A 14,061-nucleotide genomic window follows, 5' to 3' on the forward strand; every position below is an offset into this window, starting at 1 on the left:
CAGCCGGGTACGAGCGCCCCGATGAGCGAAGCGGGAAACACGGTGATCACGATGCGGGACGCGCTCGCGCCCGTGACCGAGGCGCTGCTGCGACAGGCGCGGCTGGACGCGGACGCCGTCGCCGGGGCGGCCGAACGCGAGGCCGCCCGTACGGCCGCCGACGCCCGGCGGGAGGCCCTGGCCGTCGTCGCCGACGCCACCCGGCAGGGGGAGGCGAAGGCGGCGGCGCACGCGGCGGCGGCGCGAGCGCGGGCCCGCCGGGAGGCGCGCGGCAGGGAACTGGCCGCCCGGCGGGAGATCCTGGCGGACCTGCGCGGGCGGGTCGTCGCGGCCGTGCGGGCGCTCCGCGACGACCCCTGCTATCCCCGGCTCGTCGAACGCCTGGGCGAACTGGCCCGCGAGGCGGGCGGCGACGACCTGGTGGTGCGCGAGCACCCCGACGGCGGCGTCGTGGCCGAGGGGCCGGGCCGCCGCGTCGACTGCTCCCTGACGGCACTCGCGGAACGGGCCGTGGACGCCCTCGGTGCGGAGGTGGAACGCCTGTGGGCACCGTGACCAGGGTGGACGGCCCGCTGGTCGAGATCGAGGGCCTGACCGGTGCGGCGATGTTCGAGTCGGTCGTCCTCGGGCCGCACCGGCTGCCCGGTGAGATCATCGCCCTGCGTGGCGACCGGGCCACCGTCCAGGCGTACGAGTACACGGGCGGGCTCGCCCCGGGCCAGCCCGCCGAGCGACGGGGCGGGCCGCTGTCGGCCCGGCTGGGCCCCCATCTGCTCGGCGGGGTGTTCGACGGGCTGCTCCGCCCGCTCGGCGGCGCGGGCATGTGGCTCGACCCCACCGCGCCGCCCGCCCGTACGGAGGCCCGCCCGTGGCGCTTCACGCCGCTGGCCGGAGAGGGGCGCGCGGCGGCGCGCGGAACGCCCCTGGGCAGCGTCGAGAGCGGATCGTCGCCGCCCTACCTGGTGCTCTCGCCCGGCGGGCAGGTGTCACGGATCCGGCCGGCCGGCCCCTGCCCCTCCGGGGAGCCGGTCGCGGTCGTCGGAGGCGCCGAGGTGACCCTCGAACGCGAGCAGCCGGTGCGGCGGGCCCTGCCGTACGCCGCCCGGCTCCCGGAGCCGGTCCCCCTGACGACCGGGCAGCGGGTCGTCGACCTGCTGCTGCCGGTGTCCCTCGGCGGCACGGTGGCCGTGCCCGGAGGGTTCGGCACCGGCAAGACCGTGCTGCTCCAGCAGATCGCCAAGTGGTGCGACGCCGACGTGGTGGTGTACGTCGGCTGCGGGGAGCGCGGCAACGAGATGGCGGACGTCGTCGCCGAGCTCGGCCGGCTGGCCGACCCGCGCACCGGCGGGCGGCTGGCCGACCGGACCGTCGTGATCGCCAACACGTCGAACATGCCGATGATGGCCCGCGAGGCCAGCGTCTACACCGGCGTCACGGTGGCCGAGCACTTCCGCGACATGGGCTACGACGTGGTGGTGATCGCGGACTCGACCTCCCGGTGGGCGGAGGCCCTGCGGGAGCTGGGCTCGCGCCGCGGAGCACTCCCGGCCGAGGAGGGCTATCCCGCCGATCTGGCCTCCGCCCTCGCGGCCTTCTACGAAAGAGCGGGCCGGGTGACCACGCTCGGCGGCGTCACCGGGTCGGTCACGATCATCGGCGCGGTCTCCCCGCCCGGCGGCGACATGACGGAGCCGGTCACCGCGCAGACCCAGCGGTTCGTCCGCACCCTCTGGGCGCTGGACCGCGACCTCGCCTACGCGCGGCACTACCCCGCCGTGTCCTGGCCGGGCTCCTTCGCCCGGGACGCGGACGCGATGGCCGCGACGGTCCCGGGCGGCGCGCGGCGGAGAGGGCTGGTGAGCGGCCTGCTCGCGGAGGCCGAGCGCGTGTCCGCACTGGCCGAACTGGTCGGTGCCGGGACGCTTCCCCCGCAGGAACGGGTCGCCCTGCTCGCCGGACGGCTGATCGCGGAGGGCTTCCTGCGGCAGAGCGCGCTCAGCCCCCGCGACTCCTTCTGCCGGCCGGATCGCACCGCCCTGCTCGCCGACGCGCTGCTCGCGGTCGTCGACCGCTGCCGGAGCCTGGTCGAGAGTCAGGTGCCGGTCGCACGGCTGGAGCAGCAGGACTTCACGCCGATCCTGCGGGCCAAGGAGGCGCCCGAGGAGGAGATCGCGGCCCGGCGCGACGCGGTGCTCGCCGCGCTGGAGGGATCGCGATGACGGTCTGGGCCCCTGTGGAGTACACGGACGTGGTGGAACTGCGCGGGCCGCTGGTCGTGGTCCGCACCACCGGGGGCGTCGGCTGGGACGAGCAGGCGTCGATCGAGCTGGAGACGGGGGAGCGCCGGCAGGGTCTCGTCCTGGAGGCCGACCACGACCTCGCCGTCGTCCAGGTCTTCGAGGGCACCGCCGGAATCCGGGCCGAGGGCACCCGCGTCGCCTTCGCCGGACATCCCATGCGGATCCCCGTCGGCCCGGGCTGGCTGGGCCGGGTCTGCGACGGGCGCGGCCGGCCGCTGGACGGCGGCCCTCCGGTCTTCGGGACGGCGGACGCCGCGGTGAACGGCCTCCCCCTCAACCCCACCCTGCGCGAGCCTCCGTCGGACCCGGTGCTGACCGGCGTCTCCGCCGTCGACCTGCTGACCACCCTGGTCCGGGGGCAGAAGATCGCCCTGTTCTCCGCCGGAGGGCTGCCCCACCTGGAGCTGGCCGCCCAGATCGCCGCGCAGGCGAACGCCGGAGGCGAGACGTTCACCGTCGTCTTCGCCGCGATCGGGCTGACCCACGCCGACGCGGCGACCGTACGGGACACGCTGGAGGAGCGCTCCGCCGCCGGCGAGCTGACCCTGTTGCTGAACCTCGCCGACGACCCCGTCATCGAGCGGATCCTCACCCCGCGGCTCGCCCTGACCATCGCCGAGCACCTCGCCTTCGCCGTGGGACACCACGTGCTGGTGGTGCTCGCCGACATGACCGGCTACTGCGAGGCGGTGCGGGAGGTGTCGGCCGCACGCGGCGAGATCCCCGCCCGGCGGGCCTACCCCGGCTATCTCTACAGCGACCTCGCCTCCCTGTACGAACGGTGCGGCCGGGTGCGGGGACGTCCCGGCTCCCTCACCGTGCTGCCCGTGCTCACCATGCCGGCGGGGGACATCACGCATCCGGTGCCCGACCTCACCGGTTACATCACCGAAGGCCAGATCCTGATGACCAGGGACGTCGCCCCCTATCCGCACATCGACCCGCTCTCCTCCCTGTCGCGGATGATGCGGGCGGGCGTGGGGCGGGGCCGTACGCGGCCGGAACACGCCGACCTCGCCGCGCAGATCGTCGCCGCCCTCTCCCGCGCCCGGCAGGCGAGGGAACTGGCCGAGCTCGTCGGGGAGAGCGCCCTCGGCGAGGGAGACCGCCGTCACCTCGCGCTGGCGGAGGCGTTCACGCGGCGGCTGCTCGCCCAGCGCGGCGACGAGTCCCGCTCGCTCGCGGAGACCTTCGACCGTGCCTGGCAGGTCGTCTCCGTGCTCCCCCGCCGGGATCTGACCATGCTGTCGCCCGAGGCGCTGGACGCGGGCTACCGGGAGAAGGCATGAGAATCCGCGTCCCTCCCGGGCGAGCCGGGCGGCTGTGGCTGCGGCACCGGCTGGCCGTGCTGCGCCACGGACTCGCCGTGCTCGACCGCAAGCTGCGGATCCTGCGGCAGGAGCGGGACCGCCTCGCCCGCGAGGCCGCCCGCACCGGCCGGGAGTGGGAGGAGGCCTGCCGAGCCGCCGACGCGTGGTCGTCACGCGCCGCGCTGCTCGGCGGACGGCGCGCGATCCGGCTGGCCGGCGACGGCCGGCTCGCCGAGGTGCGGGTCGACTGGGCCGACGCGATGGGGACGCGCTATCCCCGCCGGGCGGTCTTCCGCGCGCCGGCCGAGCCCGGTCCGTCGGCCCCGCTCCCGCTCACGGCCGCGCTCGTCCCCGCCCGCGAGGCCTGCCACGCCGCGCTGCGTGCCGCCGTGGACCACGCGGTCGCCGCGGAGGCCGCCCGCGTCGTGGCCGCTGAGGAGGAGGCGACCGGCCGCCGCATCCGCGCGCTCCGCGACCACGTCCTCCCCCGCATGGAGGCGGCGCTGGCCGAGGTCGAACTGTCGCTGGACGAGGCGGAACGCGCCGACGGCGCCCGGGTCCGCCGCGCCGCCGCCACCCGCGAGGCCGAGCAGGACCCCGGAGGCTGACCCACCCGCGGTGACAGGGCACGAGGTCCCTCGGTTACGGGACCTCCTGCCCTAAGCGGGAGGCGCGGCCCCGGCCACGCTGGAACTGCGGCGACGGGGTGAGAAGGGGGCGTACATGAAAGCGGCAGTCGGCGACCGGCTGATCATCGAGAGCCTGCACCTGGACGGGCCTCGCCGTAAGGGCGTCATCACGGCCCTCCACCACAGCGACGGGTCCCCGCCGTACGTGGTCAGATGGCTGGACGAGGAGCACGAGACCCTCATCTTCCCGGGCCCGGACGCCCACGTGGAGCCCCGCCGGGAGCATGGCGAGCACAGGGAGAAAGAGACCCGGCCGGCCGGCCGGTGACGGAGCGCGGCACGCGGGTCAGCGCAGCCGGTGACGGAACGCGGCACGCGGGTCAGCGCAGCCGGCGCCGGAAGGGCGAGGGGAGCGGCGGCGCGGGCGCGAGCCGTACGCGCGCGTCCACGACCACCGCTCCGTACGGCGTCACGACGACGGGGCCGAGGTCGATCCCGGCGATGCCGGGATGGTCGTCCATGAGGCGGCCGACGCGGACGATCTGGTCCTCCAGCGCGCGGACGCCGGCCTCCGGCCGTCCCCGATGGCCGCGCGTAAGTGGCATGCGGCCCAACTCGCCGATCATCCGCCGGGCCTCGGCCCGGTCGACCGGCGGCACGCGGAAGGAGTGGTCGCCGGGCCGCCCGGAATCCGCCCCGCCGGCCCCCACCATGACCAGCGGGCCGAACGTCTCGTACGCGACGCCCTTGACGACCACCTCGACGCCCTCCGCGCCGGAAACCGGGCCAACGATGTGGACGCCGTAGGCCGCCAGCAGCCGGGCCGCCGTACGCTCGTCCAGCAGGCGTCCCCCGGGATGGGCGGCCAGGTCGGCGGCGACGAGGCGGCGGGCGAGCGGCGGGTCGACTCCCGGGAGCTCCTCCAGCGGGGCCACCGGCCGGGCGCGCCAGGCGGCGTACCCGGCCGCCTGGGCGAGAGCGTGCACGGCCTGCCCGGGGGAGGCGTACGCCGGCACCCGGCCGTCGATCAGCCCGTCCCGCCCCACACAGGCGAGCACGGGCTTCGCCGCTCCCCTGGTCGCGGCCGCGATCGCCTCCCTGGTCGTCTGCCTGGTCCTTTCCGGGTCCGGGCCGGACGGCGGGGCGGACACGACGAGCACGGCGTCGACTCCCGGGTCCGCCAGAACTGCCGTGATCGTGAGGACGAGGTCTCCCGCGTCCGCCGGAGCAGCCGTGACCGCGGCGAATTCGCCCGCGTCGGCGTCGGCGGTGAGATCGAGGGGGCCGCCGGGGGCCGCGGCCGGGCGGAGCCGGGCGCGGAGCGCCGCCACGGTGGCGGGGGACAGGTCCGGCACGACCAGGCCGGCCCGCGCACAGGCACCGGCGATGATCGCCCGCGCACTGCCGGATTCGCCCACGAGTGCCACCCGAGGGCCGTCCGGCAGCGGCTGGAAGGCCAGCAGCCGGGCGGTGTCGAGCAGGTCCCGCACGCTGTCCTCCCTGATCGCGCCGCACGCGCGCAGAAGGGCGTCCACAGCGGCGTCCATGCTCACCGCACTGGGGCCGGTGGCGGCCGAGCCTGCCGCATCGGACGCGGCGATGATCGCCCCGCTGGGGCCGATGACGGCGGAGCCTGCCGCACCGGACGCGGCGGCAGTCCTTGCCGCGCCGGTGGCGGCTGCCGCGTGGGCGCGGACTTCTTGGCCTGCCGAGAGGTCGCGCCCGCCCTGCACCACGACGACGGGTTTGCGGGAGCCGATCCTGCGGGCGATCCGGCCGAACCTGCGCGGGTTGCCGAACGATTCGAGGTGCAGGGCGATGACCCGTGTGGCGGGATCGTCCTCCCAGTATTCGAGTAGGTCGTTGCCGCTGACATCCGCCTTGTCCCCGACCGCGGCGACGGAGGAGACGCCGAGGCCGAGCCGTCCGGCCCGTTCGAGCAGGGCGACCGCGGCCGTGCCCGACTGCGCCATCAGGCCCAGCGGTCCCGTGGCGAGGCGTGCGGGCAGGAGACCGGCGTGCAGGCGGGCGGCCGTGTTCACGACGCCGAGGCAGCCGGGCCCGACGAGGCGCATGCCCGCCTCGCGGCAGACGCGAAGCAGTTCCCGTTCCGCCTCGCGGCCGTCCGCTCCGGCGACCCCGCCGGTGAGGACCACCAGGGCGCGCACCCGGTGGCGTGCACACTCACGGGCGACGCCGAGCACGGCGGGGGCCGGGACGGCGACCACGGCCAGGTCGATCGGCCCCGGCACCGCGCTGACACCGGGATGGACCGGCAGGCCGCACACCTCCACCACGGGGGACACCTCGTCCGCGCGGGGAGCGACGGCGTGGATCGGGCCGGGGAAGCCTCCGGCGACCAGGTCGCACAGCACGCGGCGGCCCACGCCGGCCGGGTCGAGAACGTCCCCGATCACGGCCACCGAGCCCGGGGTGAACACGTGCGCGAGCGACCCGCGCTCCGCCTCGTGCGCCCGGGCCTCGATCTCGGCCACGAGCCTCTCGGTGGGCCGCGCGGCGATGCGGATCTCGACCTGCCCCCGCTCGTACCGCTGCTCCACCGGGAGGCCGAGATCGTGCAGGACGCGCAGCATCGCCCGGTTCTCGGGCAGGACGGTGGCGACCAGGTCCTCGACGCCCGCGTCCGCCGCGTCCAGCGCGACGTGCTCCAGCAGGAGCGTGCCAAGGCCCTGGCCGTGCACCCGGTCGTCCAGCAGGATCCCCACCTCGGCCTCCGCCCCGCCGAGACCGGGGATGTACTCGGCCACGCCGATCACGACGCCGCCGGCCAGGGCGACCAGGGCGTGCCCGCGGTAATCCGGACCGGTGACCAGGTCCATGTACGCGTGGGCCGAGGCGGTGCCGCCGGCGAAGAACCGCAGGTACGCCGAGCGCGGGGACGACCGGGCGATCAACGCGTGCAGGGCCTCGCGGTCCGACGGCCGCAACGGGCGGATGTGCGCCATCCCGCCGTCACGCAGCAGGACGTCGCACGCCTCGGCGGCACTTCGAGCCATGGTCCCAGGGTCCGCCGTCACCGGACCCGGCCCCAGGGGCCTCCTCCCCTGTCAGCAGTGACCGTGGTCCCGAGCGACCGCCACGGCGTAACGACACGTCTCCCCCGGCCGACAGAAAGGCGACGGGAGGCGATGGGATTGACGGACTCGTTGAGTCTCGCGGCGCTGGGGGCGGTGGCGCTCAGCGAGGGGATCACGTTCCTCTACGACGAGGCACGGGAACTGCTGAAACGGTGGCGGGAGAGACGGGACCGCGAGGTGGTCGAGGTGCCCGGCTCCGCCGCCGGGGTGCTGGACGCCCCGCTGTCCGCGGCCGAGGTCGCGGACAGCGTCGTCGCCCGGAACGCCGAGTCCCTGACGTCGCTCCGCCGCGCGCTGATCGAGTACGCCGAGGAGGGGCGCGTGCCCGACCCGGGCGACCGCGGCCTGCTCGACACGGTCGACGCCCTTCGGCGGGTGCTGGAGGTCGCGTACGGCCAGCGGATCACGTTCAGGGGCGAGCGGCGGGAGCCGACGGGCTCGGCGATCGACGTGGCCGTCGAGGCGGATGTGGTCGAGGGATATCTGGCGGGTCTGCGGGCGCGGGGCGGCCTCCACCCCGGCGCGGAGGTCCGTGCCGAGATGAGGATCGGCCGGGTGTCCGCGGGCGGCGAGGCGGTCGGGGTCGACCTGGACGGCCGGAGCGGTTGAGCGCCGGGCCTGCCGCGGCGCCCGGGCGTTCCCCCGTGCCCGACGTCGCCGGGCTCGTGCCCCGGCCCTGGATCACGGCCCGGCTGGACCGGTGGCTGCGCACGGAGGACACGCGGATCTTCCTGGTCACCGGTCCGCCGGGCACGGGGAAGACGGTGTTCGCCGCCCGGCTCGCGGCGCCGGAGGACGAGCACGACGCGCCGGGCGGAGGGGGCACCCGCCCGGGACGGCCGGACGTGGTGCTGGCCCACTTCTGCGACGCGAGCGACGAGCGCACACTCGACGCGCTGGACTTCGTCCGCGCGTTGTCGGGCGCGCTCGCCCGCCGCATACCCCGGTTCGCCGACGCGCTGGCCGCGTCGGCCGCGGGCGCGGCCGCGGTCATCACGATCAACAGCACGCAGACCATCGGCACGGTGGAGGCGGGTGCGCGGGTCGCCAACGTCCAGATACGCGTGTCCGGGAGCGTGCCGACCCGGCAGGCGTTCGCGCACCTGGTCCGGCGCCCTCTGGAAGCCGCCGTGGCGGACGGGTGGGACGAGCGGCTTCTGGTGGTCGTGGACGACCTGTCCGCCGGGTACCGCTACGACTCCGAGGACACGATCGCCCACCTGATCGGCGTCGTGGCCGGCAATCCGGCGGAACTGCCCGACGTGCTGCGCTTCGTCGTGACCGGCAGGCCGGATCCCTGGGTGCTGCGCGACCTGCCGCCGCCGGCTCTGGACCTGCGGGCCGACCGGCCCCCCGGCGAGGACGACATCCGGCGGTACGTGCGCCGCCGGCTGCCCGCCGCCGGGGCGGCGTGGCGGCTGTGGGCCGATCGCATCGTGGCGGCGGCCGACGGCAACTTCCTCTACGCCCGGCACGTGGTCGAGCGCCTGCCCGCCGGAGGCGAGGTCCCGCCGGATCCGCCCGCCGACCTGCCCGAAGGGCTGACCGGCCTGTACCGGGCCTGGTTCAGGGCGGACATCGCGCGTTCGCGTGACCTCTGGTGGGACCTGTACGAGCCGGTGCTGGCCGCCCTCACCGTGGCGCGCGGTGCGGGGCTCACCCACGAGCAGCTGTGCGGCATCACCGGCCTGCCGCGCTCGCGGGTGCGCCGTGTGCTGGAGGAGTGCGCGCAGTTCCTGCTCGGCGCCCCCCGGTCGGGGCCCGTCCGCCTCTACCACGACTCCTTCCGTGACTATCTCGCCGAGGAGGAGGTGCAGGTCGAGGAGGCGCACCACGCCGTGCTGCGCTACTTCGTCCGCCGCCACGGCGACGACTGGCTCGGCGCGGCGGAGTACGCGTGCGACCACCTCGCCACCCACGCCGCGGCGATCGGCGAACTCGTGGTCCTGGTGAACCGGCCGGACTTCCTGGTCGCCGCCGAGCCCGGGGGCGTACTGCGCGCGCTGTCCAGGCCCGGCGTCACGGGCCGGTACGCCGAGGTGTACCGGCGTGCCGGCCGGCTGCTCGCGGACCGCGACCGGGGCGAACGCGCGTCCTACCTGCAGATGGCGGCGTACGAGCTGGGCGAGGCGGAGGCGGCGGAGGCGTTCGCCGGGCTCCCGCCGGAGCGCCGGTGGACCCCGTTGTGGGCCTCGATGCTCCGCCATCATCCGGGACGTGTCGTCGGCGCGCACCCGGGCGGTGTGCTCGCCATGCTGTGGTTCCCGCGACCGGACGGCACGACCGTCGTCACCGCGGGCCCGGACGGCACGGTGCGGTTCTGGGACCTGCGCACCCACACGGTGCTCGGCGTGCTGAAGCTGCCGTCGGCCACGCCGGCCGCCCGGCTCGCGCTCCTCGGCACCGGAGACGAGGCAGTGCTGGCGGTGGCGGCGCTCCACCAGGTGTGGCTGGCCGACCCGGAGCGGATGGAGGTGACCGGCTCCGTGGCCGCACGTCCCGGCTCGCCGGTGACCGCGATGTCCCCCACAGTGCTGGAAGATCGGGCGGTCGTCGTGCTCGGATACGCCGACGGGGTCGTCCAGGCGGTCGACCCGTTCACCGGCGAACCGGTCACGGAACCGGTGCCCGCCCACGAAGGCCCGGTGCTGTCGCTGACGGGAGGATTCGACGACGGCGTGCTGTCCTGCGGAGCCGACGGCGCGGTGATCCTCTGGGGGCTGCGCGGAGAGATCGACCGCCAGCCGGTGATCCGTCCGCCGGATCTGCCCGCCTGGTGCGGCGCGAGCGCGTTCCTGAGCGGCGACACCGGACGCTTCGCGCTCGCGGCGGGCTACAGCGACGGTATGACGGACCTGATCGTCGTCGGTGACCACGACTCGGAGATACGTACCGGCATCGGCGGCCACGAGCCGGCCGCCTGGCAGCTCGACACCGCCTTTCTCTCCGAGGGCCTTCTCTGGCAGTCGAGGATGCACCGGCGGGGCCGGAACGGCTATGCGGACGCGCTGCGGGAGGTACGCGAACTGCACCTCCGCGGGCTCAATCCCGACGACGGGCCGCCCGAGTCCCGCCAGATCGTCCTGCTGTCCGGCGGGGTGACCTCCGTCGATCTCCTGGAGGTGGACGGCCGCCTCCACCTGGCGACGGGCGGGCAGGACGGCAAGGTCAGCCTGGTAGGCCGTCCCGACGAGGACGAGCCCGCGGTGGAGTCCCTGTTGCCGTGGGGGGAGCCGGTCTCCTCCGTCATGTTCTCGGAGCTGGACGGAGGCCTCGTGCTGGTGTCCGGGGAGTCGGCGGTGGGCGGCATGATCCGGGAGTGGCCGTTGCGATCCGGAGCGGACCTGCTCCCGCCTCCGGTCGGTGAGCTGGCCGCCCCGGCGATCGACGTCGACGCGCTGGCCGACGAGTCCGGCCGGCTGGTCGTCGCGGCCGTGCTCGCCGACGGCTCCGTCGTGCTGCGTGAGGAGGGTCGTACGCGACCCCTGGAGACGGGAGAGCTGATCACGGCGGGTGTCCGGCTGTGGCGGTGGAGGCACCGGACCTGCGTGGCCGTCTACGGGCAGCGAGGGCCGGAGGCCGCCCTGCGGTTGTGGACGCCCGGCTCCTCCGGGGAGACGGTCGTGACCGATGTGCGCCTCGGCCGTCCCGGCGCCGTCCACGAGGTCACGGTGGTGGGTGACGGCGGCCGGTTGCTCGCCGCGGGCGACTGGGAGGAGCCCGTGCTGTGGACGCTGACCGCCGACGAGGACCGGTGGGGCGGCGACCCGCTGCCGGTGCCCGGCGTGCACCCCCTCGCGGTCGGCACGAGCAACGTCGTGCAGTGGATGACGCCGGTGGCCGGTTCGCAGGGCCACGAGGTGTTCGTCGGTGGTGTGGCGCTCGTCCACCACCTCTCCGCCCAGGGACAGCGGATCACCGGGCACCTGCTCGTCGTCCAGACGAACGCCGTCTCGATCCTGCACGAGGGCGGGCGGGCGCTGGTCGTCGGAGCCGGGCCCTCCGTGCGGGTGGAGAACCTGGACGACGACGAGGCTTCCACGAACCTCGACGCCCCACCGGACAGCGAGGTCCTGGCGGTGGCGGCTCTGGAGGACGGCTCGCTCCTCGCCGCGGGCACGGGCGACGGCCGGCTGCTGGTGTGGCGCGGGCAGGACCATCCCGAACATGTCGTACAGTTCGGCTCCCCGATACGTCAGATCGCCGTGCCCACGCCCGGCGTCGCCGTTGTCCGTACCGACATGGGACTCCAGGCCGTCCGGTTCTCGCACTCATAAGTGCCGCATCTGCTGTCAGCAGACAAACCGGCGGTTCGCGGGGGTGGGGCGGATACAAAGGCGGCATGCCTGTTTCAGCGAGCACGAGTTACCGGGATCGGCTGAACGAGAAGCTGTTCCAGCAACGGACACTGCTGTTGACCGGAGAGGTCGACGACGAGATGGCTGAGCGGGTGTGCGCCGAGATGGTGCTGCTGGCCTCGGCGGACCCCGAACGCGACATCATCCTGTACATCAACTCACCCGGCGGGTCGGTGCTGGCCGGCCTCGCGATCTACGACACGATGAAGCTGGTCCCGAACGACGTGGTCACCGTCGCGCTCGGGATGGCGGCGAGCATGGGGCAGGTGCTGCTGGCGTCCGGCACGCACGGCAAGCGGATCAGCCTCGCGCACAGCCGGATCATGATGCACCAGCCGTCGGCCGGGATCGGCGGCACGGCGATCGACATCGCCATCCAGTCCGAGAACCTCAGGTACATGAAGCGGCAGTCCGAGGAGATCCTCGCCGCCGAGACGGGCCGGAGCGTCGAGGAGATCGCCGCCGACAGCGACCGGGACCGCTGGTTCACCCCGGAGCAGGCCCGCGACTACGGGATGATCGACGAGATCGTCGGCTCCTTCCACATCCTCGCACCGTACGCCGCGCCCAACCGGACGGGGTTCTACTCATGAGCCAGTACACGATCCCGTACGTGATCGAGAAGACGCCGGTCGGGGAGCGGTCGTTCGACATCTTCAGCCGCCTGCTCAACGAGCGGATCATCTTCCTCGGCACCGAGATCGACGACGGCGTCGCCAACGTCGTGATGGCACAGTTGCTCCACCTGGAGGCGGACAGCCCGGACCAGGAGATCAACCTGTACATCAACTCCCCCGGCGGGTCGTCGACCGCGATGCTGGCGATCTACGACACCATGCAGTTCATCCGCGCCAAGGTCGCGACGTACTGCATGGGCCAGGCGGCCTCGGCCGCCGCGGTGCTGTTCGCCGCCGGAGCCCCCGGACGGCGGTTCGTGCTGTCGCACTCCCGCGTGCTGCTGCACCAGCCGTCCACCCAGGGGCAGGGGACCATCTCCGACCTGGCGTTGCAGGCGGCCGAGGTGATGCGGATGCGCATGCAGACCGAGGAGATCCTCAGCCGCCACACGGGGGTGGACGTCGAGCGGCTGCGCAGGGACACCGACCGGGACCGGATCTTCAGCGCCCGCGAGGCCATCGAGTACGGCCTGGCCGACGAACTGATCGCGACCCGCGGGTAGCGCTCAGGCCGCCAGCAGCAGCGTCGTGCCGGACGCCCCGTGCCCGGCGATCCGGCGCGACGCCGTGATCCGCCGTACGGCGCGGGTGAGCAGGTGCTCGATCGGCAGCCCGAGCGCGTCGCACACCGAGTGCAGCATCTCCGACGACGGCTCCTTGCGGCCGCGCTCGACCTCCGACAGATACTGCTTGGACATCCCGACCGCACGCGCCACGTCGTCGAGCGTGCGGTCCTGGTCCAGCCGCTCGTCGCGGAGGATCTCGCCGTACACGCTGCGCAGCAACGGGTCGGGGCCGTCGGGGATCTCCGGGCCGCGCTTCTCGCCTGCCCGGCGCGTCCGGATGTCGACGACGACTGGTCGGCCGGAAGCTGCCATGCCTGGAAGTCTGACACGGCCGGATCTCCGGCGACACGCCTGTTCGCGCAGAGAGGAGCGGCCTCCTCTGGAATTCAGGAGTCGGTGGCGGGAGGGCGGACGGCGTTCACGTAGTAGAGCACCGGCCCCACGGTGCCCGTGCTCTCGACGCGGAGACCGGCGCCGGGCACCAGGGTGGCGAGCAGTTCCGGCATGGTGGGCCGTACCGCCGGACCCGCCACCATCTCGGCCAGGCGGGCGGCGAGCGGGTTGACCGGCGGGCGGAACTCGGCGATCAGCAGCCGTCCGCCCGGCCGCAGGACGCGGAACATCTCCCGCACGGCTGCGCCCCGGGCCGAGCCCGGCATGTGGTGCACCGCGAAGCTGGAGACCACGATGTCGAACGAGACGTCCGGGAAGGGCAGCGCCTGCCCCTCGCCCACCTCGTAGGAGCAGTTGCCGGGTGAGCGCCGGCGCGCGTGTTCGAGCATCTGCGGCGACGGGTCGACACCGATCACCCGCCCTTCGGGGCCCACGAGAGGAGCCAGCATCCGGCTCCAGTAGCCGGTGCCGCAGCCGACGTCCAGAATCCGATCGCCCGGCCCCGCGCCTGACAACGCGGCCAGACGGGCGAAAACGCCGCGGCGACGCCCGGCGAACCCGATTTCGGCCAGAATCTCATAACCCTGCGGATAATTGATCACGCCACCCCCGTCATCGTTTTCCGAGTGACGGTGCATGAGCTTTCCCCTGGCCACAGGCCTCCCCCTTCTTGTTTCGGAACAACCTGTTCGGTTATAAATGATCGATTCACCGGCCCGGAGTGGTCAAC

The 14,061-nt window shown here is 74.4% G+C and carries 12 protein-coding genes; 9 read left to right on the forward strand and 3 right to left on the reverse strand.

Annotated elements, in window-relative coordinates:
- Positions 1-21 precede the first annotated feature (21 nt).
- From HHX33_RS20435 to HHX33_RS20455, 5 genes are all read left to right on the forward strand, one after another.
- Positions 22-555: a hypothetical protein gene (locus HHX33_RS20435; protein WP_182876008.1), complete on the forward strand. Its 534-nt coding sequence runs from the start codon at positions 22-24 to the stop codon at positions 553-555.
- Positions 543-2,219: a V-type ATP synthase subunit A gene (locus HHX33_RS20440; protein WP_220502010.1), complete on the forward strand. Its 1,677-nt coding sequence runs from the start codon at positions 543-545 to the stop codon at positions 2,217-2,219. Before HHX33_RS20435 ends, HHX33_RS20440 begins: the two co-directional genes overlap by 13 nt.
- The gene (locus HHX33_RS20445; protein ID WP_182876009.1) at positions 2,216-3,589 is read left to right on the forward strand and encodes a V-type ATP synthase subunit B; all 1,374 of its coding nucleotides are present in this window, start codon (positions 2,216-2,218) and stop codon (positions 3,587-3,589) included. The genes HHX33_RS20440 and HHX33_RS20445 overlap by 4 nt, the downstream gene beginning before the upstream one ends.
- Positions 3,586-4,218, forward strand: a complete 633-nt coding sequence (locus HHX33_RS20450; RefSeq protein ID WP_182876010.1) for a V-type ATP synthase subunit D — start codon at positions 3,586-3,588, stop codon at positions 4,216-4,218. The genes HHX33_RS20445 and HHX33_RS20450 overlap by 4 nt, the downstream gene beginning before the upstream one ends.
- A 115-nt stretch (positions 4,219-4,333) precedes the next feature.
- Entirely contained in the window at positions 4,334-4,567 is a 234-nt protein-coding gene (locus HHX33_RS20455) for a DUF1918 domain-containing protein (RefSeq protein ID WP_182876011.1), read from the forward strand.
- Positions 4,568-4,619: 52 nt separating this feature from the next.
- Here the strand turns inward: HHX33_RS20455 and HHX33_RS20460 are convergent, their stop codons facing one another.
- On the reverse strand, positions 4,620-7,256 hold the full coding sequence (locus tag HHX33_RS20460) for a GNAT family N-acetyltransferase (RefSeq protein ID WP_182876012.1): 2,637 nt from the start codon (positions 7,254-7,256) through the stop codon (positions 4,620-4,622).
- A 132-nt stretch (positions 7,257-7,388) separates the two neighbouring features.
- On the opposite strand from HHX33_RS20460, the gene HHX33_RS20465 reads away from it, so the two are divergent.
- From HHX33_RS20465 to HHX33_RS20480, 4 genes are all read left to right on the forward strand, one after another.
- Complete coding sequence (locus HHX33_RS20465; RefSeq protein WP_182876013.1) at positions 7,389-7,946, forward strand: hypothetical protein; 558 nt, start codon at positions 7,389-7,391, stop codon at positions 7,944-7,946.
- Positions 7,947-7,981: 35 nt separating this feature from the next.
- Positions 7,982-11,614 carry a WD40 repeat domain-containing protein gene (locus HHX33_RS20470; RefSeq protein WP_182876014.1) on the forward strand — a complete coding sequence of 1,211 codons (3,633 nt, stop codon included), beginning with the start codon at positions 7,982-7,984 and terminating at the stop codon, positions 11,612-11,614.
- Positions 11,615-11,679: 65 nt separating this feature from the next.
- Entirely contained in the window at positions 11,680-12,288 is a 609-nt protein-coding gene (locus HHX33_RS20475) for a ClpP family protease (RefSeq protein ID WP_182876015.1), read from the forward strand.
- Positions 12,285-12,875, forward strand: coding sequence for an ATP-dependent Clp protease proteolytic subunit (locus tag HHX33_RS20480; protein ID WP_182876016.1), 591 nt, complete (start codon positions 12,285-12,287; stop codon positions 12,873-12,875). Before HHX33_RS20475 ends, HHX33_RS20480 begins: the two co-directional genes overlap by 4 nt.
- Before the next feature lie 3 nt (positions 12,876-12,878).
- Here the strand turns inward: HHX33_RS20480 and HHX33_RS20485 are convergent, their stop codons facing one another.
- Both HHX33_RS20485 and HHX33_RS20490 read right to left on the reverse strand, forming a co-directional pair.
- A complete protein-coding gene (locus HHX33_RS20485; protein ID WP_182876017.1) occupies positions 12,879-13,250 on the reverse strand; it encodes a helix-turn-helix domain-containing protein in 372 nt (123 codons plus the stop codon).
- A gap of 74 nt (positions 13,251-13,324) precedes the next feature.
- Complete coding sequence (locus HHX33_RS20490) at positions 13,325-13,933, reverse strand: class I SAM-dependent methyltransferase (protein ID WP_220502011.1); 609 nt, start codon at positions 13,931-13,933, stop codon at positions 13,325-13,327.
- Positions 13,934-14,061: the final 128 nt, after the last annotated feature.

The organism is Microbispora sp. H10670 (genome assembly GCF_014161385.1).
Classification (GTDB): Bacteria; Actinomycetota; Actinomycetes; order Streptosporangiales; family Streptosporangiaceae; genus Microbispora; species Microbispora triticiradicis.

Bases quoted from the DNA above. Each gene is read 5' to 3' on its own strand.
- HHX33_RS20445 (WP_182876009.1), top strand. From the start codon at position 2,216: ATGACGGTCTGGGCCCCTGTGGAGTACACGGACGTGGTGGAACTGCGC.
- HHX33_RS20465 (WP_182876013.1), top strand. From the start codon at position 7,389: ATGGGATTGACGGACTCGTTGAGTCTCGCGGCGCTGGGGGCGGTGGCG.
- HHX33_RS20485 (WP_182876017.1), bottom strand. From the start codon at position 13,250: ATGGCAGCTTCCGGCCGACCAGTCGTCGTCGACATCCGGACGCGCCGG.
- HHX33_RS20455 (WP_182876011.1), top strand. From the start codon at position 4,334: ATGAAAGCGGCAGTCGGCGACCGGCTGATCATCGAGAGCCTGCACCTG.
- HHX33_RS20450 (WP_182876010.1), top strand. From the start codon at position 3,586: ATGAGAATCCGCGTCCCTCCCGGGCGAGCCGGGCGGCTGTGGCTGCGG.
- HHX33_RS20480 (WP_182876016.1), top strand. From the start codon at position 12,285: ATGAGCCAGTACACGATCCCGTACGTGATCGAGAAGACGCCGGTCGGG.
- HHX33_RS20475 (WP_182876015.1), top strand. From the start codon at position 11,680: ATGCCTGTTTCAGCGAGCACGAGTTACCGGGATCGGCTGAACGAGAAG.
- HHX33_RS20435 (WP_182876008.1), top strand. From the start codon at position 22: ATGAGCGAAGCGGGAAACACGGTGATCACGATGCGGGACGCGCTCGCG.
- HHX33_RS20460 (WP_182876012.1), bottom strand. From the start codon at position 7,256: ATGGCTCGAAGTGCCGCCGAGGCGTGCGACGTCCTGCTGCGTGACGGC.